The organism is Sphingobium sp. D43FB (assembly GCF_002312805.1).
GTDB lineage: Bacteria > Pseudomonadota > Alphaproteobacteria > Sphingomonadales > Sphingomonadaceae > Sphingobium.
The window spans coordinates 14790-33843 of the sequence record NZ_NMUA01000018.1; the positions used below are offsets into that span (position 1 = coordinate 14790).

Sequence of the window (19054 nt, forward strand, 5' to 3'; positions counted from 1 at the left end):
CTTTCGTCAGGATGACGGCGTAGTCGTGGCGGCGCTTAAGGCTCGTTCGCCAGCAAATAGGTCTGGCGCAGCGTATCGATCGGCTTCAACCCGCCCTCGGCCTCATGATGCCAGAAGGTCCAGCCATTACAGCTCGGCGCATTCTGCAACGTAGCGCCGATCTTGTGGATCGACCCGGTATCGCTCCCCACCGCCAGCGACCCGTCGGCCCGCACCACCGCCTGCCAGCGCCGCTTGGCGTCCGTCAGAACCGCGCCGGGCTTCAAATAGCCCGTTTCGACCAGCGTACCGAACGCGACCTTGGGCTGCGACCGGGCGCTCTGCATGATGGTGAGCGCGGACTCATCCAATGGCAGCGCCGCCTCGATCCGCTCCAGCGCGACCTCGATATAGGATTCCTCCCGCTCGATGCCGATCCATTTGCGCCCCAGCCGCTTGGCTACCGCGCCAGTGGTGCCCGTCCCGAAGAAAGGATCAAGCACCACATCGCCCGGCTTGGTGCAGGACAGCATGACGCGATAGAGCAGCGATTCCGGCTTCTGTGTCGGATGCGCTTTGGTCCCGTTGCGCTTCAACCGCTCCTGCCCGCCGCAGATCGGCAGCACCCAGTCGGACCGCATCTGCAGCTCGTCATTGAGCGTCTTCATCGCCTTATAGTTGAACGTATATTTGGCGTCCTCACCCTGGCTGGCCCAGATCAGCGTCTCATGCGCATTGGTAAAGCGCGTGCCCTTGAAATTGGGCATCGGGTTTGCCTTGCGCCAGATGATGTCGTTGAGGATCCAAAAACCTTCATCCTGCAACGCGGTGCCGACGCGGAAGATGTTGTGATAGCTGCCGATCACCCAGATGCTACCATTGGGCTTCAGGATGCGGCGCGCCTGTTTCAACCATGCCTTGGTGAAGCGGTCATAGGCGCCCAGCGTATCGAACTTGTCCCAGTCATTATCGACCGCATCGACCCGTCCGCCCTCGGGCCGGAACAGGTCGCCGCCCAGTTGCAGATTATAGGGCGGATCGGCAAAAATCATGTCGATGCAATTGTCGGGCAGCGCCGCCATCTGCGCAATGCAATCGCCCCGCAGCAGGCAATCGGTCGCAATCTCGGCCGCTGCGACCGCGATCGGTGCGATCGCCTTTTTCCGTCGCGCCGGTGCGACCCGCTCCATGACACCCATGCGTAAAAACCCCCGTTCGTCTTGAACAATAGCGATGAGTCCTTGGGAGTCCGGCGTCAAGCCCGCCACCTTGGCCTGCCCGATACAGAACGACACAGATGTCGGGGAGAACGAAGCGGGGAACCACAAGATATGGAGTCTGGCGAGTCGCGCGGGACTCAAGATAGGGCGGTGTGACTCAAAAGACTCACGCCCATCCCGACCCAAAGTTTTTTTGGTTAACGGCGCGCGAAGGTCCAAATCGGCAACAATGGTTGACCCATTGATAACCCTATGGTTATGACTGACCGATGACAGTTGGATTACAGGAAGATAATCGCGGCGCGACGATCGACGCCCAGTTCAAGGCCTTGTCGGACGGCACTCGCCGCGCGCTGCTGGAATATCTCGTGCGCGAAGGCGAACAGAGCGTCCATGCGCTCACCGCGATCGCGGGCGTATCGCAACCCATGGTATCGCGCCACCTCGGCAAGCTGAAACGCGCCAAGCTCGTGACGGCCCGCAAGGCCGGACGCGAAACCTTCTACAGCGCCCGCACCAAGGGCCTGGCCCCGGTGGTGCAATGGATGGCGGTCTATGGCGCGCTATGGTCGCAACGCTTCACCGCGCTGGAGGATATGGGGGCTTAGGAACGCCCAATTCTGCTCCAACTGCCCCTTTTTTGTTCCCCGGCGAAAGCCGGGGTCCAGGGTATCTGGGTACATCCCCTGCCGCTCCTGGACCCCGGCTTCCGCCGGGGAACAAGAATCACCGAGGTGCTTAGCCTCAAATCATCGCCATGCCGCCGTTCACATGCAGCGTCTGGCCGTTGACATAACCCGCCTCGCGGCTGGCGAGATACACCACGGCCGCACCGATATCCGCGCCATCGCCCAAGTCGCCGACCGGGATTTTCTGCAGGATAGCCCCCTTCTGCGCGTCGTTCAGCGCATCGGTCATCGCCGACCGGATGAAGCCGGGCGCGACGCAATTGACGGTGATGCCCCGGCTCGCCAGTTCCTGGCCCAGCGATTTGGACATGCCAATGATCCCGGCCTTCGACGCGCAATAGTTGGACTGGCCCGGATTGCCGGTGACGCCCACGACGGAGGTGATCGAGATGATCCGCCCGAACCGCGCCTTCATCATCGGCTTGGCGGCGGCGCGGCACAGGCGGAACGCGGCTTCCAGATTGACCGCAATCACGGTCGACCACTCCTCATCCTTCATCCGCAGGATCAGATTGTCGCGCGTCACCCCCGCATTGTTGACCAATATGTCAAGCTTGCCGCCCAACGCCTCGACCGCCTGCGGCACCAGCGCATCGACCGAAGCCGGGTCAGACAGGTTGCACACCAAAGTCTTATGATCCCCGCCCAGCTCCGCCGCGAACGCCTTGAGCTTGTCTTCATTGCTGCCCGACAACGCCAGCGTCGCCCCCTGCGCGGCCAGCGACCGGGCAATCTCGGACCCGATCCCGCCCGAAGCGCCCGTCACCAGCGCGGTCATTCCTGTGAGGTCAAACATGGTCAGTCTCCTTATTCCACTTGGTTCACGCGGAGGCGCGAAGACGCGGAGGGGACATAGTCGTTGACTATGCGCTTCACCCCTTCCTTGAGCGTGGCGCCGCCGAAATTGATCAGAAGCCCTACGGGCTGGTTGGTCAGGCGAAGATAGGTCAGCAATTGTTTTGCATGGGCAGGGTGGAGGCGTTCGGTCGATTTGATCTCTACCAGCAAGCGGTCATCGACCAAAAGATCGATCCTGAAAGCGGCAGCGAAATCCAAACCATCATAGCTGATGTCGACGGGTTTCTGCCGCTCGACCCGATGGCCCATGGCCGTCAGCTTGGCCGCCAGGATCATCTCGTACACATTTTCAAGCAGTCCCGGCCCCAGGTCGCGATGCATCCGCAAGGCGAGGTCAAGAACGTCTCCGCTGATGCGATCGATATCCGCCAAATTCCCTCCGCGTCTCCGCGCCTCCGCGTGACCAAATCCTGTACCCGCAACCCTATAGCATGGCCGGTCAGTCTCCTTTGAACTGTGGTGGGCGGCGGTCGAAAAAGGCGTCGATCGCCTCGTCATGGTCCGCCGTCGCATGGGCCAGCGCCTGCATCGCGCCTGCCATTTCGAGTATGTGGTTCAATTCCGCCGTCTGCGCCGCGCGCAGCAGCCGCTTGGTCATGCGGGTCGCATGGGGCGGATTGGCGGCGATGGCGTCGGCTTGCGCACGCGCGACGTCCATCAGGTCCGCGTCGGGCACCACAGCACCCACCAACCCGATCCGCAGCGCTTCCTCCGCGTCGATTGTCTCGCCAGTCAGCGACAATTGGCTGGCCTTGGAAAAGCCGACGATGCGCGGCAACAACCACGCCCCGCCATCCCCCGACACCAGCCCCAGCTTGACGAAACTCTCGGCAAAGCGCGCCGATTGCGCCGCAATCCGCAGGTCGCACATACAGGCGAGGTCCATCCCCGCACCGATCGCCGGGCCATTGACGGCCGCAATCACCGGCAGTTCGATCGCCTGGAACAGCAAGGGCAAGCGCTGAATGCCCGCCCGATAATTGCGCCGCGTCTGCGCCGGCAGGCCCGCGCGCAAGCCCCCCGCGTCAGGCCGCATCGCGTTCAGGTCGCCGCCCGACGAAAAAGCGCTGCCCGCGCCTGTCAGGATCGCGACATGGATCGACAGGTCGCGATCCGCCGCCTCGAACACAGCGCACAGCGCATCGACCATCGCCGGATCGGAGATGGGATTGCGCCGGTCGGGCTGGTTGAGCGTGACCGTCAGGACCGCGCCGTCCCGCTGGGTGAAGACAGCGCTCACAGCGCGCCCAGCGCAGCCTCGATATCGTCCATCGTCACGATGCTGCGCACGGTGGCATCGGGCGCGATGCGCTTGATCATCGGGGTCAGCACCTTGCCGCCGATTTCGACGAACTCGGTAACGCCTGCGTCCCACATCGCCGCAACGGACTCGCGCCAGCGCACCCGCCCCGTCACCTGCTCGACCAGCCGCAGCTTGATCTCGTCCGGCTCTGCAATCGGCGCGGCCAGCACATTGGCATAGACCGGCAGCAGCGGCGCGACCAGCGCGACCTCCGCCAAGGCCTGCGCCATCGCGTCGGCCGCAGGCTGCATCAATTCGCAATGGAACGGGGCGGACACCGGCAGCAAGATACCGCGCTTGATGCCATGCTCCTTCACCATCGCCACGGCGCGGTCGATCGCCGCCTTGTGGCCCGAAATCACGACCTGGCTTGGATCATTGTCGTTGGCGACGGCACAGACTTCGCCCTGCGCCGCCGCATCCGCCAAAGCCTGCGCCTTTTCGATGTCGGCACCCAGCAAAGCGGCCATGGCCCCCTCGCCCACCGGCACGGCTTCCTGCATCGCATAGCCACGCCGCTTGAGCAGCCGCGCGGTGGTGCCAGCGTCGAGCGCCTCGGCAGCGCACAGCGCACTATATTCGCCCAGACTATGCCCAGCGACATAATCGCCCTTCTGCGCGATCGAAAAACCGCCCTCGCGCTGCATAACGCGCAACGTCGCAATGGCGTTGGCCATGATCGCGGGCTGCGCATTTTCGGTGAGGGTCAGTCGATCCTCCGGTCCTTCGACCATCAACCGAAACAGATGATGCGACAGGGCGTCATCGACCTCCTGAAACAGCTCCCGCGCGGCGGGACTGGCGTCGGCCAAGGCCTTGCCCATGCCGACCGACTGGCTGCCCTGACCCGGAAATACAAATGCGCGCATCATCCATCCTCTAACCATCAACCAAAAAAGCGCCGATATTCAACGTCGTTACACTTTGAGACATAAATGCCATTGAGACGTACACGACCCTGCGGCAGTCAGGTCGCGCACGCTTTCCCGCCATCTGTTCTGGCGCGTGGCGGCCCCTTTAACGATGACGGAGTGCTAGGAAAAGGTGCGATATCGCTTTGCAGGGATATGCGGGACGGCGCTGAGCCTGTCGGCCTGCGCCGTCGGCCCGGACTATCGACCGCCACAGGCCATATCGATGGGGGTGCCCGCCTCCTATTATCAGAGTGTCGGCACGCCCCAGAATGAGGCCGATCTGGCCCAATGGTGGACCCGGCTCAACGATCCGACGCTCTCGGCCCTGATCGATACGGCCATCGCCAACAATCTGGATATCGTCCAGGCCCAGGCGCGGCTGCGGCAAGCGCGCGAAAGCCTGGCACAGACCAACGCCGCCTTCCTGCCGCAGCTCAATGCTTCGGGCAATGGCGGCAAGAATTACCGCAGCCAGGCGGGCGGCACGCGCGTAGACGACAGCGGAAATGTCATCAGCACCGGTGCCAGCAACTGGTCGAGCAGCTATTCCGCCAACACATCCGCCAGTTGGCAGATCGACCTGTTCGGCGAACTCTCCCGCTCGGCCGAAGCCGCGCGGGCCGAACTGGCCGGATCGGGCTATGATCTCGCGACCGTGCGGATGACGATCATCTCCGAACTGGTCACCAACTATGTCCAGGCGCGGCTTGCCCAGGAACAATTGCGCATCGCCCGCGAAACGCAGCAGGTGCAGCAGGATAATTTCGACATAGCGGGCTGGCGCTTGCAGGCGGGCCTCGTCTCCTCGCTCGATGAACAGCAGGCCCGCGCGCAACTGGCGCAAACCCGCGCCTCCATCCCGCAGCAGGAAGCGAACCTGCGCGGCAGCCTCAACCGCATCGCCGTCCTGACCGGACAGGCGCCGGGCGAAGCGACCCGCACGCTCGAAACGCCCGCCCCCATCCCCACCGCCACGTCGCAGATCGCGCTGGGCATCCCCGCCGATACGCTACGCCAGCGACCCGACGTGCGCAGCGCGGAGCGTGCGCTCGCCGCCGCGACCGCGCGCATCGGCGTGGCCGAAGCGCAACTCTATCCCTCGCTCGGCATCAGCGGCAATCTGGGCACCACGTCAAACGCCTTCAGCGATCTGTTCAGCCTGATCACCGGCGGCCTCTTCGCCAATGTGTCGCAAGTCATCTTCGACGGCGGCCGCTTGGCCTCGCAGGTCCGATCGCAACGGGCGGCGACCGACGCTGCCTTTGCCGCCTACAAGCAAAGCGTGCTGACCGCCCTGGAGGATGTCGAAAATGCCATGGCCTCACTCGCCAGCGCGCGGGCGCGCCAGACGGAATTCACCATCGCTTATGATGCGTCGAACAACGCCGCCCTGCTGGCGCGCAGCCAATATCAGGCAGGCCTTATCGACTTCCAGACATTGTCGAATAGCGAAACCACCCTTTTGAACGCCCGCAACAGCCTCGCCACCGCCCGATCCGACGAAATTCTGGCCATCGCCCGGCTCTATGATGCGCTGGGCGGCGGCTGGCAGAGCATGGACAACCGCCCCATCGATGAGCAAAAATCATGAGCAATGACGTGACCACCGATCCGGCCCTCGACGAATTTCTGGGCGCCAAGCCCGCCAAACCCTGGCGCAAATGGGCGATCCGGGGCGGCATCGGCGTCGCGCTGCTCATCGCCATCCTGTTGGTGTCGCAGTGTTTTTCGGGCGACGACAAACCCAACTACGCGACCCGCGAAGTGCGCAAGGGCGACCTGACCGTCGCCGTGTCCGCCACCGGCAACCTCAAGCCCGTCAATCAGGTCGATGTGGGGTCAGAACAGTCGGGCAAGATCACCGCCGTCTATGTCGACGTCAATGATCGGGTGACGCGCGGTCAGCGGCTCGCCGAACTCGACACCCGCCGCCTGGTCGACTCCGTGAACCAGAACCGCTCACAGGTCTCGGCTTCGCAAGCCAGCGTCGCGCAGGCGCAGGCCCAGGTCGCGCTCGCCAAGGCGACCCTCGACCGCCAACTCAACGTCTATCAATTGTCCGGCGGCAAGGTGCCCGCCAAGACGGAAATCGACACGGCCCGCGCCAATTATGAGGGCGCGGTCGCCAGCCTGCGGTCGGCGCAGGCGCAGGTCGATGTGTCCCGTGCGCAGCTCTCGTCTGCCCAAACCAACCTCTCGATCGCCCAGATCGTCTCGCCGGTAACCGGCGTGGTCCTCTCGCGCGATATCGAGCCGGGCCAGACCGTCGCAGCCTCCTTCAACGCGCCGGTGCTGTTCACCATCGCCGAAGACCTGACCCAGATGGAGGTCGAAGTGTCGGTCGATGAAGCCGATGTCGGCCAGGTCAAGGACGGCCAGAACGCGACCTTCGCGGTGGACGCCTTCCCCGGTCGCACCTTTCCCGCAAAGGTGGCCCGCGTCAATGTCGGCTCGAACGCCAGCAGCACCTCGTCAACCTCTACGACCACCACCAGCACGACCGGCACCGTGGTCGCCTACACCGCCGTTCTGACGGTGAATAACGAAGATGAAACGCTGCGCCCCGGCATGACCGCGACCGCCGACATCGTGACGCAGGAATTGCGCGACGTGCTGCTCATTCCCAACAGCGCGCTGCGCTTCAAGCCCAGCGCAGGCGCAAAGGGCGGCGGCATCACCAGCGTCCTGCCCGGCCCCGGCCGGATGCGGCGCGGCGGCAATGCGCGCCAGGTCAATTTCGGCGCAGGCAGCAGCCAGACCGTCTATGTGCTGGGCGAGGATGGCAATCCCAAGGCGGTGCAAGTCACCATCGGCGCCAGCGACGGATCGCGCACCGCCATCACCGGCGGCGAGATCAAGGAAGGGATGCGCGTCATCACCGGGCAATTGGCAGCGGGCCAGGAAGCCCCGGCCGAGGACCAGCGCCCCGCTGCAACCGATGCCAAGGCCCCCGATCGCCAGCGCAATCCGGCAACGGACGGCAAGCCCGCCAGCGTCGGCTCGCTCGGCAATTCGGGCGACAAGGCCCCCGAAACCGCCCCCGTCGCCCCCACCGAAACGCGCGGCACTGGCCGGCCGAGCGGGACGTAAGGCGCATGGCGATCGCACCGATCATCTCGCTGCGCGGGGTCACAAAAGTCTATGGCGAAGGCCCGACCGCCTTTCAGGCCTTGAAAGGTATCGACCTCGACATCGAACAAGGCGATTTCGTCGCCGTGATGGGACCATCCGGCTCCGGCAAATCGACGACCATGAACATCCTTGGCTGCCTCGACGTGCCCTCGGCGGGCACCTTCCTGTTCAAGGGGCACCATGTCGAAACGCTGGACCGTGACCAGCGCGCCCTGCTGCGCCGCCGCTATCTCGGCTTCGTGTTCCAGGGCTTCAACCTCCTGTCCCGCACGACCGCGCTCGAAAATGTCGAACTCCCGCTCATCTATCGCGGTGAGGACAAGAAGACGCGCTATGATCTCGGCATGGCCGCACTCGACAAGGTCGGCCTTAAACAATGGTGGGACCATACGCCCGCCGAACTGTCGGGCGGCCAGCAACAGCGCGTCGCCATCGCCCGCGCCATCGTCACCAGCCCCGACGTGCTGCTGGCGGACGAACCGACCGGCAACCTCGATTCCGAACGATCGGTGGAAATCATGGAATTGCTGACCGATCTCAATCAGAATAGCGGCATCACCGTGCTGATGGTCACCCACGAACCCGACATGGCCGCCTTCGCGCGAACCATCGTCCATTTCAAGGACGGCCTGGTCGAACGGATCGATAACGAGGTGACGGCGTGATGGGGATAGCAATCAAGCCTTCTCCCCGCGGGGGAGAAGGATACGCAGCCTTAGGCGCGAAGCGACTTAGGCGGAGTTGGAAGAGGGGGGCATGCCCTCGCGGCGGATCGCTGCCCCCTCTCCAAGCGGCGCTAGCCAGCAAGCTGGCAAGCGCCGCTATCCTCTCCCCAAAGGGGCGAGGAGACTTCGGATGCTAGGCACCACCATCACCCTCGCCTTCCGCGCGATCAACCGGCACAAGTTGCGCAGCTTCCTCACGACGCTCGGCATCATCATCGGCGTCGCCGCGGTCGTGACCATGGTAACGCTGGGCAATGGCGCGACCGCCGCCGTGCGTGAGCAGATCAGCTCGCTCGGCGCCAATGTCCTGCAATTGCGGCCCGGCCAGGGCTTTGGTCGCGGCGGCGGCGGCCCGCGCCCGCCCGATTTCAAGCCCGCCGACCTCACCGCCATCCAGAACCAGTTGACCGGCGTGCGCGCCGTCGCGCCGCTGGTACAATCGAGCGGCACCGCCATCTATGAAGGCAATAACTGGTCCACCACCGTCTATGGCACGACATCGGCCTATTCCGAGGTGCAGCAATGGACCACAGATGTCGGCCGCCTGTTCCTGCCGGAAGAAGAAGAGGCCGGTCGTCCGGTCTGCATCATCGGCAATACCGTGCGCACCAACCTGTTCCAGGGCGCGGACCCGGTGGGTAAGCGGATGCGGATCAAGGGCATTTCCTGCCAGGTGATCGGCGCGCTCAAAACACGCGGCCAGGGCGGCTTTGGCGATCAGGACGATGTCGTCGTCATGCCGATCAAATTCGTCCAACGCCGCTTCACCGGCGACCGCGACATCAGCCAGATCATGGTCGCGGTGGACGATGCCTATGACACCAGCACCGTGCAGACGAGCCTGGAAGAACTGATGCGCGAACGGCGCAAGATCAAAGCCGGGTCCGAAGACAATTTCAACGTCTTCGACACCAAGCAGATTAGCGACACCTTGACCGGCACCACCACCATCCTGACCCAGATCGTCGGCGCCGTGGCCGCCATCTCGCTGCTCGTCGGCGGCATCGGCATCATGAACATCATGCTGGTGTCCGTGACCGAGCGGACCCGCGAAATCGGCATCCGCCTCGCCATCGGTGCCGTCGCGCGCGAAGTGCTGATGCAGTTCCTGGTCGAAGCGATCGTGCTGTCCTGCCTCGGCGGCCTGATCGGGCTGTTACTGGCGCTGGCCGCAACCGCCGCCATCGCCCCGCTGATGCAGGTGCCCTTCCTCTTCGACATCAAGGTCAACCTGATCGCCTTCGTCTTTTCGGCGGCGATCGGCGTCGTGTTCGGCTATTTCCCCGCCCGACGCGCAGCCGCCCTCAACCCCATCGACGCCCTGCGGCACGAGTAAGAAATCCGTTCATCCTCCCCCGGCGGGGGAGGTGGCTGGCGCAGCCAGACGGAGGGGTGTGCAGCTATCGATCTAGAGCGGGATGACGTTAAGTCGCATTACTCCGTTCGCCCTGAGTAGGGGCTGAGCTTGTCGAAGACCCGTATCGAAGGGTCGGCTACGCTGTATATCCTTCGATACGCCATTTGCCCTTCGGTCGTCTGCGACTCCGACTTCGCTCAATGCCTGTCCTGAGCGCCTGCCTTGGCAGGCAGTCGAAGGGGCTACTCAGGACGAACGGTTCTGAGTAAAGTCATCACGCTCTAGCGCCCAAACCCCTGAAATCCGGCCATTCCTGAACAGCCATTCAGCCCAAACACCCACTTGATACAATTTCCGACACTCTTTGCCCCTTCTCGGCACATCCCCGCGACAAGCGGGGCCTATCTCTGTCTTCGACGCCAGAGACGGCGCCCGAAACACAGGCAAAGGAGCAAATATATGTTCAAGAAGATCATCATGGCCCTGGCCACCACCACCCTGGTCGCCAGCCCCCTCATCAGCGCGCAGGCGCAGGCACAAAGCTACGGCGCGCAGCATCGCCAGGAACAGACCCGCACGGTCGTCAAGCAAAAACCCAACGGCCGCACCGTGGTCAAGCAGAAGACCGTCGTGAACAAGCCCGTCGTGCGCAACAATGGCAATGTCGTGTATCGCGGCAACGCCTATCAACCGAACCGCGCCGCCGTGGTCAATCACCGCTGGGCCAAGGGTCAGCGCTTCGACCGTCGCCAGGCGACCAACTATCGGGTGATCAACAACTATAGCGGCTATCGCCTCAACGCCCCGCCGCGCGGCTATCAGTGGGTCCAGTCGGGTAACGACGCGGTCCTGATCGCCCTCACCAGCGGCATCATCGGCGCGGTCATCGGCGGCGCGATCCGCTAAATCCCATACCTCCCACCAGCCGGAGGGTCGCATGGATGCCCCAGGGGTTCTCTCTCCCCCCTGGGGCATCGTCATGTCTGATCCAGGTTAAATACCCCATATTAAGGGGTTTTCTCCTATAAGATACCAAAGCGCCGAGCCGGGACCATCCATGCCACTGCATCAGATCATGTATATCAGCACCGTCGTCGGCACGGTCACGCCGCAGGAATGCGCTGAAGTCGCGCAACTCTCTGCCGTCAACAATCAGCGCGACGATGTGACTGGCCTCCTGCTGTTCAACTCGCGCCGCTTCCTCCAGGTGCTGGAAGGGCCAAGGGACGCCGTCGAACGCATCTTCGCCCGCATCTATGACGACCCCCGCCACCGCGCCGTCGTCAAGCTGCGCGAAGGCACGATCGAGACACGCGAATTTGGCCAATGGGCCATGGCCTATGACGACCCCGCCCGGCCTTCGCACAGCTTGAAAGATAAGGTCGCCACGCTGCTGGAACGGGCCGGCCCCTCGACCCGCGCCCATTTCATCGGCTCGGCGGACTTGCACCGCTCGGCCACCCGATAAGGGATCAGACCAGCCCGGTCAGATAATAGACCGCGATCACGACAAAGACGGTCAGCGTCTTGATCAGCGTCAGCGCGAAAATATCCTTATAAGCCTGCCGATGGGTCAGCCCCGTCACCGCGAGTAGCGTGATGACCGCGCCATTATGCGGCAAACTATCCATCCCCCCCGAAGCCATCGACGCCACCCGGTGCAACACCTCCCGCGGGATGCCCGCCGCATCGCCCGCCAGCATGAACTGGTCCGCCATCGCCGCCAGCGCGATCGACAGGCCACCCGATGCCGATCCGGTGATCCCGGCGAGCGAGGTCACCGTAATCGCCTCGTTTATCAACGGATTGGGGATCGCCTTGAGCGCCTCCTTGACGACCAGAAAACCGGGCAGCGCCGCGATCACCGCCCCGAACCCATATTCCACCGCCGTATTCACCCCCGCCAGCAAAGCCCCGCCAACCGCCGCCTTCGCCCCCTCGGCAAAGCGCTTGGCCACCGTCCGAAACGCGAAGGCAAGGATCGTCGCAATGCCGAGCAGCAATGCGCCTTCGACCGCCCATAGCGCGGACACCTGCGCCACCTGCACCTCCACCGGCGCAGCCATCCCCACCAGTGACAAAGTGACAACATCGCCGCTCACCCAGCGCGGGATCGCCATCGTCAGCACCAGATTGCCGACCCCCACCACCAACAGCGGCAGCAGCGCGATCAGCGGATGCACCGGGGCGGCATCCTCCACCGGCTCCGGCTCGTTCACCAGCGTTTCAGGCGCACCATAGCCCTCGCCCGCCGCCATCAACGTCCGCCGCCGCCAGCCAAGATAGGCCAGTCCCATCACCGCGATACAGACCGAACCGATCGTCCCCAGCACCGGCGCGGCCCAGGTGGTCGTGCCAAAGAAGCTGGTCGGAATGATATTCTGGATCTGCGGCGTTCCGGGCAGCGCATCCATGGTGAAGGTAATCGCGCCCAGGCCGATGGTCGCGGGCACCAGCCGCTTGGGAATGTCGGCGCGGCGGAACATCTCGGCGGCAAAGGGATAGACGGCGAACACCGCGACGAACACCGACACCCCGCCATAGGTCAGCAACGCCGTCACCAGCATGATCGCGGGAATCGCCCGCCCCGCGCCCACCACGCCGATCACCGCCGTCACGATCGCGCGGGAAAAACCCGAAATCTCGACCAGCTTGCCAAACAGCGCGCCGAGCAAAAACACAGGGAAATAGAGTTTCAGAAAACTCGCCACCTTCTCCATGAACAGGCCGGAAAAGGCGGCGGGCACGGCGGCCGGATCAGTCAGCAACACCGCCAGCATCGCCAGCAACGGCGCCATGATGATGACGCTCATCCCCCGATAGGCCGCGATCATCAGCAGGATCAGTGATAGTGCCGCAATGCCGACTGCCATACGCTCATTCCCTCCGCGCTCACACACCCCACCCCGTTCGTCCTGAGTAGCCGCTGAGCTTGTCGAAGTGGCGTATCGAAGGACAGGAGCCAAGCCAACCCTTCGATAGGAGGCTTCGACGCGCTCAGCCTCTACTCAGGGCGAACGGAGCAGGATTCCATCTCTCCTTGCCTTTCCCCCACATTTCCGCCATAGGCCCGCCTTCGCGACGGACCGGGGTGACTCGCTCTAGTGCGAAGATACGGAACGAGACGACAGCCGGAGGGGCGCTGCACATGGGGTGCGCGTCAGCAATCGGCCAACAGAAAAGGCATTATCATGGCTCTGTACGAGCATGTGTTCCTTGCGCGCCAGGATCTGGCACAGGCGCAGGTGGACGCGCTGGCGGAAATCGCCACCAAGATCGTCGAAGAGAATGAAGGCAAGGTTACCAAGGTCGAGACCTGGGGTCTGCGTTCGCTCGCCTACAAGATCGCGAAGAACCGCAAGGCGCACTACGTCATGCTGAACATCGACGCGCCGGGCAATGTGATCGCGGAGCTGGAGCGCCAGACCCAGATCAACGAAGACATCATCCGCTACATGACCGTCAAGGTCGACGAGCTGGAAACCGGCCCGTCGGTGATGATGCGCAAGCAGGAGCGTTCGGAACGTGGTGATCGCGGTCCCCGCGGCGACCGTGGCGATCGTGGCCCGCGCGAAGATCGTGGTGATCGTGGCCCGCGCCGCGACCGCGAAGAAACCGCTGGCGAATAAGGAGACCTGAACCATGGCACGCCCATTTTTCCGCCGCCGCAAGAGCTGCCCCTTCGCCGCCAAGGATGCGCCGAAGATCGATTATAAGGACGTCCGTCTGTTGCAGGGCTTCGTGTCCGAACGCGGCAAGATCGTCCCCAGCCGCATCACGGCCGTTTCGGCCAAGAAGCAGCGCGAACTGTCCCAGGCCATCAAGCGCGCCCGTCATCTGGGCCTGCTGCCCTACATCGTGAAGTAAGGGAGTAAGCCCCATGGAAATCATTCTGCTCGAACGCATCGAGAAGCTCGGCGCCATTGGCGACGTCGTAACCGTCAAGGACGGCTACGCCCGTAACTTCCTGTTGCCGAACAAGAAGGCGCTGCGCTCCAACAACGCCAATAAAAAGGTGTTCGAGGCCAACCGCGCCAAGATCGAAGCCGACAACGCTGCCCGTCGCGCCGACGCGGAAGCCGCGGCCGATGGTGTCAACGGCACCCAGATCGTCCTGATCCGCCAGTCGTCCAACGCTGGTGCGCTCTATGGTTCGGTTGCGGTTCGCGACATCCTCGAAGCGCTCAGCGCCCAGGGCATCACCAACGTGACCAAGTCGATGATCGTGCTGGAACGCCCGATCAAGACGCTCGGCGTGTTCGACGTGAAGGTTGCGCTGCACCCTGAAGTCGTGACCACGATCCAGGTCAACGTCGCCCGCTCGCCGGAAGAAGCCGATCTCCAGTCGCAAGGCGTGGACGTGATGGCTGATCTGTTCGAAAAGGACGAGAGCGGCTTCACCGAAGACTATGATCCCAATGCTGAGCCTGGCGAAATCGCCATGGACAAGGCTGAAGACGAAGCCCCGGCCGAAGACGCCTGAGCCTTCGCTTCTGATCGAACGAGAAAGCCGCCCGGCAACGGGCGGCTTTTTTGTTGGCACACACCAACGGGTTGGCCCTTGGCACCCAAGTAAATGCTGCACTGCGGGATCGAACCGGTGCGCGGCCCGTTACCCTGTTCTGGCTTGCATCTAGGTTGGCCTACAGCCCCCCGCCAGCAAGGTATGTCCCATGAGAAATCCGTTCGCGTCGGCAATGAAGGCCGCAAGACTGATGCAGAAGGGCCGTCCGATGTCGGCTGCGCTGGCTATGCATGGCGTGTTGACCACCCCTGCCAAACCCAAGCCCAAGCCCAAGCCCAAGATAAAGGTGCCGACCCGCAAGCCCGCCGCCAAGCGGATCGCCAAGCCAGCCCCGGCCGCTCGCCCCCTGCCCGGCAGCTTCATCGACGGCCTGTTCGAAAGCAAGCACGGCACGATCCGCTATAAGCTCTACACGCCGACCGGCTCCGCGCGCCGTCGTATGCCGATCGTGGTGATGCTGCATGGCTGTTCCCAATCGGCAGGCGATTTCGCGACCGGCACCGGCATGAACCAACTCGCCGACGAACATGGCGTCATTATGCTCTATCCCGAACAATCCCGGTCGGCCAATATGGCCCGCTGCTGGAACTGGCACCGCCCCGGCGACCAGCTACGCGGCAAGGGCGAACCGGCCCTGATCGCCGGACTGACCCGCCACGCCATCGCGTTGGCCCGCGCCGACCCCACGCGCGTCTATATCGCGGGCATATCCGCCGGCGGCGTCGCGGCCGCGATCATCGGCCAGGCCTATCCCGAACTGTTCGTCGCGGTCGGCATCCATTCGGCGCTGACCCGTGGCGACGTCAGCACCGTCAGCGGCGCGCTGGCCGCCATGCGCGGCCGCGCCACGAGCGAAGCCCCGACCGGCCGCACACCTCGCCCCCGCCCGACCATCGTCTTCCACGGCGACGCCGACACCGTCGTCCATCCCTCCAACGCCGATGGCTTCCTATCGCTGCTCGAACGGTCGCCCCACGGCCCGCTGGTCAGCCGGTCCGAACAAGGCACGTCGGAGGGCGGCCGCGCCTTCACCCGTACCGAACATCGGGACGCAAAGGGCGACGTCATGCTGGAAAACTGGACCGTCCATGGCAGCAGCCACGCCTGGTCCGGCGGCGCGCGCGCGGGGTCCTACACCGACCCCGCCGGTCCCGACGCCTCGCGCGCCATGCTGCGCTTCTTCCTCGCCCGTAGGCGCAAGCCAGTGCGCAAGGCAGCACCCTGACGCACGGAACGCCGCCCCGCGCGGCGCGTTGCGCCATCATGAAAAACCCTGCCCTGATCGAAAAGCTGGCCCGCCATCTCGCCACGGACGCACCCGACGACTGGCCCGCCCGCGTTCAGGATGCGGCCAGCATCCTCGCCCTGATGAAGGAGCCGGACGAAGCCATGCGCGCCGTCGGCGATGCGGCGATCTGGGAAGCGATGATTGACGCCGCCCTGCGCGAACGCTGGACTGTGGCACCGCCCGCGACAAATGAAGCCGATTCGGGCGGGTCGGACGAGGAAGGCGAAATCCGGCTGACCTCCGAAGCGGTCGGCCATGATCCCGCCGACTGGGTCCACATACATCATGAGCGGGAGAAGCAATCATGAAGGGGCTATTCAAACTGGCCATCGTCACGGGTCTGGGTGCCATCGCGCTCAAAGGCTGGCGCGCATGGATGGGCGACGGCAAGGTGCCCGACGATCGCGGCGCGGTCGGTTCCTCCGGCATCGTCCGCGACGCCGGACCGCAAGAGGGCATTGCCGAAGCGGATTGGGATATAGTGGACGAACAGTCGGACGAGAGCTTTCCCGCCAGCGACCCGCCGGGCAATTACTGAACCAAACCTCCATTGCTCCCCCGCGACGCGCCCTCTATGAAGCCCGCGCACGGGGCGGCCAATCACCGTCCATAACAGGGGAATGACCGTCCATGCCTTCGGGTCTGATCGCGCTGCTCGACGATGTCGCGGGCATTGCCAAACTTGCCGCGACCTCGCTCGACGATGTCGCCGCCGCGGCTGGTAAGGCCGGCACGAAGGCGGCAGGCGTCGTGATCGACGACGCCGCCGTGACCCCCAATTACGTCATGGGCCTCACCGCCGAACGCGAATTGCCGATCATCTGGAAAATCGCCAAGGGATCGATCCGCAACAAACTCCTCTTCCTATTGCCCGCCGCATTGCTCATCAGCGCGCTCGCGCCCTGGTTGCTGCCACCGCTGCTGATGGCGGGCGGCGCATTCCTCTGTTTCGAGGCGGCGGAAAAGCTGCTGGAGGCGATACAGGGCGGCCATGACGTCGCCGAAGAAGCGCTGGCGACCCTCAATTCGACCGAATTGGAAGACCAGAAAGTATCGAGCGCTATCCGCACCGATTTCATCCTGTCGGGCGAAATCATGGCGATCTCACTCGGCACGGTGGCGGACAAGCCGATCTGGGAGCAGGCGATCGTCCTGGTCGTCGTCGCCATCGGGATCACCGCGGGCGTCTATGGCGTCGTCGGCCTCATCGTGAAGATGGACGATATCGGCCTCCACCTCGCCCAGCGCGCCTCCTACGTCACCCGCGCGATCGGCCGTGGCCTGGTCAAGGCGATGCCGATCCTGATGAAGATATTGAGCGTAGTCGGCACCGCCGCGATGCTGTGGGTCGGCGGTGGCCTCATCGTCCACGGCCTGCACGAATATCATCTCGATCTGATCCCCGACATGATCCACCACCTGGCGCAGGGCGCGGCCCAGGCACTCCCCGCCATCGGCCCGGTGGCCGATTGGGTGGTCAATGCCATCGGCGCAGGCATTGTCGGCCTCATAATCGGCGCCATCATCGTCGCCGTCCTGCATCTGTTCAAGAAAAAGCATTAAGCCAACGGTCCGTGCTCCTGCGCAAGCAGGAGCCCAGGGCGCAACGGCACACCCGATCTTTTGGACCATGGCCGTGACCCACCCCTCCCCATGGCGCATCGAAGCCAGCGCCCTCATCGCCCTCGCGCTGCCGATGATCGCGGGCAATATCGCCTGGTCGGCGATCGCCGCGACCGACCTGCTGCTGCTCGGCCGCCTTGGCGCAGAAGCGGTCGCCGCAGGCGCACTCGCCATCAACCTGTTCCACGCCTTCCTGCTCTTCGGCATGGGCCTCGTCACCGCCGCCTCGCCGCTGATCGCCAGCGAGCGCGGCCGCCGCCGCCATTCGGTGCGCGACGTGCGCCGCACCGTGCAACAGACGCTGCGCGCCGCCCTCTTCTTCGTCCTCCCCGCCTGGGTTATCCTGTGGCAGTGCGAGGCGATATTGCTGGCCATGGGGCAGGATGCCGACCTGGCGCGCGATGCCGGACGATTGATGCACGGCATGCAATGGGCGCTGCTCCCCTTTCTCGGCTTCACCACATTGCGAACCTTCATCGCTGCGCTGGAACGGCCGATCTGGGGCTTGCTCATCATGCTCTGCGCGCTGCCCTTCAACCTGCTGATTGGCTGGGCGCTGATCTTCGGCCATCTTGGCTTCCCGCCGCTTGGCCTCTTTGGTGCCGGGCTCGCTGGCACCATCTCCTCGGCCTTCCTCTTCTTCGGCCTGCTCGGCGTCATCCTGATCGACCGGCGCTTCCGCCGCTATCGCATCATGGGCGGCTTCTGGACCCGCGACCGCGAACGCCAGCGGCAGGTATGGGCGCTCGGCCTGCCGATCGCGATCACGTTGGGCTTTGAAACCACCGTGTTCAACGCCTCGGCGCTGCTCATGGGGCTGATCGACCGCGACTCGCTCGCCGCCCATGCGGTCGCCATCCAGATTGCGGCGCTGGTGTTCATGGTGCCGATGGGCATAGGCCAGGCCGCCACCGTGCGCGTCGGCATCGCCCATGGGCGGCACGACCGCGCCGGGATTGGCCGCGCCGGCTGGCTGGCACTTATCCTCGGCACCGGCTTTGCCGCCGCCGCCGCCGCCGCACTCATCCTGATGCCGCGCACTCTGGTTTCCGTGTTCCTCGACCTCGACAACCCGGCCAATGCCCGGACCATCAGCCTCGCCGTCAGCTTCCTCGCCATCGCCGCCCTGTTTCAGCTTGTCGATGCCGCGCAGGCCGTCGGCGCGGGCGTGCTGCGCGGGTTGCAGGACACGACCATCCCGATGATCTTCGCGCTCATCGGCTATTGGCTGGTGGGGATCGGCATCGGCAGCCTGCTCTCCTTTCCGCTCGGCATGGACGGCCTCGGCATTTGGCTCGGCCTCGCCAGCGGCCTCGGCGTCGTCGCGCTATTGCTGGTCATCCGCTGGTCCTTACGCGAACGGCTGGGCCTCGTCCCGGCCTGATTGCGTCGCGCGTCCATGGTGCGGCGCACAAAGCAATTGAAAGAATCGGCAAAATCG

Annotated in this window: 21 protein-coding genes; 15 read left to right on the forward strand and 6 right to left on the reverse strand. The window is 64.2% G+C overall.

Features of this window, described 5'->3' with window-relative positions; translation table 11 throughout:
• Positions 1 to 35 precede the first annotated feature (35 nt).
• Positions 36 to 1178 (reverse strand): site-specific DNA-methyltransferase, encoded by a 1143-nt coding sequence (locus SxD43FB_RS15305; RefSeq protein WP_096062945.1) that lies wholly within the window; start codon positions 1176 to 1178, stop codon positions 36 to 38.
• A 290-nt stretch (positions 1179 to 1468) separates the two neighbouring features.
• Here SxD43FB_RS15305 and SxD43FB_RS15310 point away from each other — a divergent pair, with 290 nt between their 5' ends.
• A complete protein-coding gene (locus SxD43FB_RS15310; protein WP_096062946.1) occupies positions 1469 to 1807 on the forward strand; it encodes a metalloregulator ArsR/SmtB family transcription factor in 339 nt (112 codons plus the stop codon).
• A gap of 136 nt (positions 1808 to 1943) precedes the next feature.
• Here SxD43FB_RS15310 and fabG read toward each other — a convergent pair whose 3' ends face one another.
• The 4 genes from fabG to fabD all read right to left on the reverse strand — a co-directional run bounded on the left by fabG (position 1944) and on the right by fabD (position 4918).
• Positions 1944 to 2684, reverse strand: coding sequence for a 3-oxoacyl-[acyl-carrier-protein] reductase (gene fabG / locus SxD43FB_RS15315; RefSeq protein WP_096062947.1), 741 nt, complete (start codon positions 2682 to 2684; stop codon positions 1944 to 1946).
• An 11-nt stretch (positions 2685 to 2695) separates the two neighbouring features.
• Positions 2696 to 3118 (reverse strand): GxxExxY protein, encoded by a 423-nt coding sequence (locus SxD43FB_RS15320; protein ID WP_096062948.1) that lies wholly within the window; start codon positions 3116 to 3118, stop codon positions 2696 to 2698.
• A gap of 67 nt (positions 3119 to 3185) precedes the next feature.
• Entirely contained in the window at positions 3186 to 3986 is an 801-nt protein-coding gene (locus SxD43FB_RS15325) for a crotonase/enoyl-CoA hydratase family protein (RefSeq protein WP_096062949.1), read from the reverse strand.
• Positions 3983 to 4918: an ACP S-malonyltransferase gene (gene fabD, locus SxD43FB_RS15330; RefSeq protein WP_096063010.1), complete on the reverse strand. Its 936-nt coding sequence runs from the start codon at positions 4916 to 4918 to the stop codon at positions 3983 to 3985. Before fabD ends, SxD43FB_RS15325 begins: the two co-directional genes overlap by 4 nt.
• Before the next feature lie 175 nt (positions 4919 to 5093).
• Between fabD and SxD43FB_RS15335 the strand changes: the two genes are divergently transcribed.
• From SxD43FB_RS15335 to SxD43FB_RS15360, 6 genes are all read left to right on the forward strand, one after another.
• Positions 5094 to 6554: an efflux transporter outer membrane subunit gene (locus SxD43FB_RS15335; RefSeq protein WP_096062950.1), complete on the forward strand. Its 1461-nt coding sequence runs from the start codon at positions 5094 to 5096 to the stop codon at positions 6552 to 6554.
• Positions 6551 to 8053, forward strand: coding sequence for an efflux RND transporter periplasmic adaptor subunit (locus SxD43FB_RS15340; protein ID WP_096062951.1), 1503 nt, complete (start codon positions 6551 to 6553; stop codon positions 8051 to 8053). The genes SxD43FB_RS15335 and SxD43FB_RS15340 overlap by 4 nt, the downstream gene beginning before the upstream one ends.
• A gap of 5 nt (positions 8054 to 8058) precedes the next feature.
• Positions 8059 to 8760, forward strand: coding sequence for an ABC transporter ATP-binding protein (locus SxD43FB_RS15345; protein ID WP_096062952.1), 702 nt, complete (start codon positions 8059 to 8061; stop codon positions 8758 to 8760).
• A gap of 190 nt (positions 8761 to 8950) precedes the next feature.
• Positions 8951 to 10156, forward strand: coding sequence for an ABC transporter permease (locus SxD43FB_RS15350; RefSeq protein WP_037479463.1), 1206 nt, complete (start codon positions 8951 to 8953; stop codon positions 10154 to 10156).
• Between the two features lie 480 nt (positions 10157 to 10636).
• Positions 10637 to 11083, forward strand: a complete 447-nt coding sequence (locus SxD43FB_RS15355) for an RcnB family protein (RefSeq protein WP_096062953.1) — start codon at positions 10637 to 10639, stop codon at positions 11081 to 11083.
• Between the two features lie 151 nt (positions 11084 to 11234).
• Positions 11235 to 11645: a BLUF domain-containing protein gene (locus SxD43FB_RS15360; protein WP_255245747.1), complete on the forward strand. Its 411-nt coding sequence runs from the start codon at positions 11235 to 11237 to the stop codon at positions 11643 to 11645.
• Between the two features lie 4 nt (positions 11646 to 11649).
• On the opposite strand, the gene SxD43FB_RS15365 is transcribed toward SxD43FB_RS15360, so the two are convergent.
• The gene (locus SxD43FB_RS15365; protein ID WP_096062955.1) at positions 11650 to 13050 is read right to left on the reverse strand and encodes a GntP family permease; all 1401 of its coding nucleotides are present in this window, start codon (positions 13048 to 13050) and stop codon (positions 11650 to 11652) included.
• 318 nt (positions 13051 to 13368) lie between these two features.
• Between SxD43FB_RS15365 and rpsF the strand changes: the two genes are divergently transcribed.
• From rpsF to SxD43FB_RS15405, 8 genes are all read left to right on the forward strand, one after another.
• A complete protein-coding gene (gene rpsF / locus SxD43FB_RS15370; protein ID WP_037475143.1) occupies positions 13369 to 13806 on the forward strand; it encodes a 30S ribosomal protein S6 in 438 nt (145 codons plus the stop codon).
• Between the two features lie 13 nt (positions 13807 to 13819).
• Entirely contained in the window at positions 13820 to 14044 is a 225-nt protein-coding gene (rpsR, locus tag SxD43FB_RS15375; RefSeq protein WP_006950194.1) for a 30S ribosomal protein S18, read from the forward strand.
• Positions 14045 to 14057: 13 nt separating this feature from the next.
• On the forward strand, positions 14058 to 14660 hold the full coding sequence (gene rplI / locus SxD43FB_RS15380; protein ID WP_037475137.1) for a 50S ribosomal protein L9: 603 nt from the start codon (positions 14058 to 14060) through the stop codon (positions 14658 to 14660).
• A gap of 190 nt (positions 14661 to 14850) precedes the next feature.
• Positions 14851 to 15927, forward strand: coding sequence for a PHB depolymerase family esterase (locus tag SxD43FB_RS15385; RefSeq protein WP_096062956.1), 1077 nt, complete (start codon positions 14851 to 14853; stop codon positions 15925 to 15927).
• A 38-nt stretch (positions 15928 to 15965) separates the two neighbouring features.
• Positions 15966 to 16298, forward strand: a complete 333-nt coding sequence (locus tag SxD43FB_RS15390) for a hypothetical protein (RefSeq protein ID WP_096062957.1) — start codon at positions 15966 to 15968, stop codon at positions 16296 to 16298.
• Positions 16295 to 16528, forward strand: coding sequence for a hypothetical protein (locus SxD43FB_RS15395; protein WP_096062958.1), 234 nt, complete (start codon positions 16295 to 16297; stop codon positions 16526 to 16528). The genes SxD43FB_RS15390 and SxD43FB_RS15395 overlap by 4 nt, the downstream gene beginning before the upstream one ends.
• A gap of 92 nt (positions 16529 to 16620) precedes the next feature.
• Positions 16621 to 17553, forward strand: coding sequence for a DUF808 domain-containing protein (locus SxD43FB_RS15400; RefSeq protein WP_096062959.1), 933 nt, complete (start codon positions 16621 to 16623; stop codon positions 17551 to 17553).
• A gap of 67 nt (positions 17554 to 17620) precedes the next feature.
• Entirely contained in the window at positions 17621 to 18997 is a 1377-nt protein-coding gene (locus tag SxD43FB_RS15405; protein WP_096062960.1) for an MATE family efflux transporter, read from the forward strand.
• The last annotated feature ends 57 nt before the right edge of the window (positions 18998 to 19054 follow it).

What these genes read in the sequence shown, in the direction of transcription:
- SxD43FB_RS15305 (WP_096062945.1), bottom strand. Translation starts at nt 1,178, where the DNA reads ATGGGTGTCATGGAGCGGGTCGCACCGGCGCGACGGAAAAAGGCGATC.
- SxD43FB_RS15310 (WP_096062946.1), top strand. Translation starts at nt 1,469, where the DNA reads ATGACAGTTGGATTACAGGAAGATAATCGCGGCGCGACGATCGACGCC.
- fabG (WP_096062947.1), bottom strand. Translation starts at nt 2,684, where the DNA reads ATGTTTGACCTCACAGGAATGACCGCGCTGGTGACGGGCGCTTCGGGC.
- fabD (WP_096063010.1), bottom strand. Translation starts at nt 4,918, where the DNA reads ATGCGCGCATTTGTATTTCCGGGTCAGGGCAGCCAGTCGGTCGGCATG.
- SxD43FB_RS15340 (WP_096062951.1), top strand. Translation starts at nt 6,551, where the DNA reads ATGAGCAATGACGTGACCACCGATCCGGCCCTCGACGAATTTCTGGGC.
- SxD43FB_RS15345 (WP_096062952.1), top strand. Translation starts at nt 8,059, where the DNA reads ATGGCGATCGCACCGATCATCTCGCTGCGCGGGGTCACAAAAGTCTAT.
- SxD43FB_RS15350 (WP_037479463.1), top strand. Translation starts at nt 8,951, where the DNA reads ATGCTAGGCACCACCATCACCCTCGCCTTCCGCGCGATCAACCGGCAC.
- SxD43FB_RS15355 (WP_096062953.1), top strand. Translation starts at nt 10,637, where the DNA reads ATGTTCAAGAAGATCATCATGGCCCTGGCCACCACCACCCTGGTCGCC.
- SxD43FB_RS15360 (WP_255245747.1), top strand. Translation starts at nt 11,235, where the DNA reads ATGCCACTGCATCAGATCATGTATATCAGCACCGTCGTCGGCACGGTC.
- SxD43FB_RS15365 (WP_096062955.1), bottom strand. Translation starts at nt 13,050, where the DNA reads ATGGCAGTCGGCATTGCGGCACTATCACTGATCCTGCTGATGATCGCG.
- rpsF (WP_037475143.1), top strand. Translation starts at nt 13,369, where the DNA reads ATGGCTCTGTACGAGCATGTGTTCCTTGCGCGCCAGGATCTGGCACAG.
- rpsR (WP_006950194.1), top strand. Translation starts at nt 13,820, where the DNA reads ATGGCACGCCCATTTTTCCGCCGCCGCAAGAGCTGCCCCTTCGCCGCC.
- rplI (WP_037475137.1), top strand. Translation starts at nt 14,058, where the DNA reads ATGGAAATCATTCTGCTCGAACGCATCGAGAAGCTCGGCGCCATTGGC.
- SxD43FB_RS15385 (WP_096062956.1), top strand. Translation starts at nt 14,851, where the DNA reads ATGAGAAATCCGTTCGCGTCGGCAATGAAGGCCGCAAGACTGATGCAG.
- SxD43FB_RS15390 (WP_096062957.1), top strand. Translation starts at nt 15,966, where the DNA reads ATGAAAAACCCTGCCCTGATCGAAAAGCTGGCCCGCCATCTCGCCACG.
- SxD43FB_RS15395 (WP_096062958.1), top strand. Translation starts at nt 16,295, where the DNA reads ATGAAGGGGCTATTCAAACTGGCCATCGTCACGGGTCTGGGTGCCATC.
- SxD43FB_RS15400 (WP_096062959.1), top strand. Translation starts at nt 16,621, where the DNA reads ATGCCTTCGGGTCTGATCGCGCTGCTCGACGATGTCGCGGGCATTGCC.
- SxD43FB_RS15405 (WP_096062960.1), top strand. Translation starts at nt 17,621, where the DNA reads ATGGCCGTGACCCACCCCTCCCCATGGCGCATCGAAGCCAGCGCCCTC.